The sequence below is a fragment of the Candidatus Accumulibacter vicinus genome (assembly GCF_000584955.1).
GTDB lineage: Bacteria > Pseudomonadota > Gammaproteobacteria > Burkholderiales > Rhodocyclaceae > Accumulibacter > Accumulibacter vicinus.
On the sequence record NZ_JDSS02000019.1, the window covers coordinates 191,879 to 193,438 of the forward strand.

At 64.6% G+C, this 1,560-nt stretch carries 1 protein-coding gene; it reads left to right on the forward strand.

Annotated elements, in window-relative coordinates; translation table 11 throughout:
- Positions 1-1,560 (forward strand): cadherin-like domain-containing protein (locus CAPSK01_RS07290; RefSeq protein ID WP_273703328.1); only part of this gene is annotated, 1,560 nt, incomplete at both ends.

Genomic DNA, 1,560 nt, shown 5'->3' on the forward strand with positions numbered 1-1,560 from the left:
AAACCAGGCACCGATCGCCGACAATGAAACGTACTCGATTCACCCCGGCCAAACGCTGGCCGTCGCGGCGCCGGGCGTGCTCGAGGGCGATACCGATGCCGACGGCGACGCGCTGAGCGTGACCTCGGTTGACATCACGGGCCTGAAGGGCTCACTGTCGGCGTTTGCGGACGGGCACTTCAGTTTCACGCCGACCGCCGGCTTTATCGGCGCGACCAGTTTCAAGTACAACGTCAGCGATGGTCATGGCGGTGCTGCCACGGGGACGGTCAACATCAATGTGGTGAACCACGCACCGGTAGCCGACAATGACACCTACTCGATGCGCCCGGGCCAGACGCTGGCCATCGCGGCGCCGGGCGTGCTCGAGGGCGACACCGATGCCGATGGCGATGCGCTGAGCGTGACCTCGGTCGACATCACGGGCCTGAAGGGCTCGCTGTCGGCGTTTGCGGACGGGCACTTCAGTTTCACGCCGACCGCCGGCTTCGTCGGAGCAACGGCTTTCAAGTACAACATCAGCGACGGTCATGGCGGCGTCGCCACGGGGACGGTCAACATCAATGTGGGTAACCGCGCACCGGACGCGAACGCCGACGAATACTCCGTTCATGCCGGCCGCGCACTGACGGTGGCCGCGCCGGGCCTGCTGGCTAACGACAAGGATCCTGACGGCGATTCCCTGAGTGTGTCGGTCCTCAACGTCGCCGGCCTGTCGGGCAAGGGCGTGATCAGCAACCCACGCGCGGACGGCAGCTTCACCTTCACGCCCAACGCGGGCTTTGCCGGCGACGCGACGTTCAGCTACACGATCAGCGATGGATTTGGCGGCAGCGCGACCGCTACAGCGCTCATCCATGTGGGCAATGCCGCACCGGTGGCGGTGGCGGATGCCTACTCGGTGCATGTCGGCCGGACCTTGGCGATCGCGGCACCGGGTCTGTTGGCCAACGACAGCGACCCCGACGGTGATTCGCTGCAGGTGATCTCGCTCAACGTCTCAGGCCTCCAGGGCAGTCTGTCGCCCTTTGCCGACGGCCACTTCAGCTTCACCCCGACCGCTGGCTTTACCGGCACGACCAGCTTCAACTACACGATCAGCGATGGTTTCGGCGGCACCTCGACGGCAACGGTCAAGATCGATGTCTTCAATAACAAACCGGTCGTCAACAACGACACCTACACCATCCGCCCGAATCAGGTGTTGAGCGTCGCGGCCCCCGGCCTGCTGGCCAACGACAGCGACCCCGACGGCGACACGCTGAGTGTCATCACCCTGGACGTCAGCGGCCTGCAAGGCAGCATTTCCCCGTTTGCCGACGGCCACTTCAGCTTCACGCCGACAACAGGCTTTGCCGGTACCACCAGCTTCAAGTATACGGTCAGCGATGGCGTCGGCGGCACGGCGACCGGCACGACCACGATCAACGTCGTCAACACGGCACCGGTTGCGACCAATGATAGCTACACGGTGCACGCCAACAACACGCTGAGCATCGCTGCGCCAGGGCTCCTGGCCAACGACAGCGACCCCGACGGTGATTCGCTGCAGGTGATCTC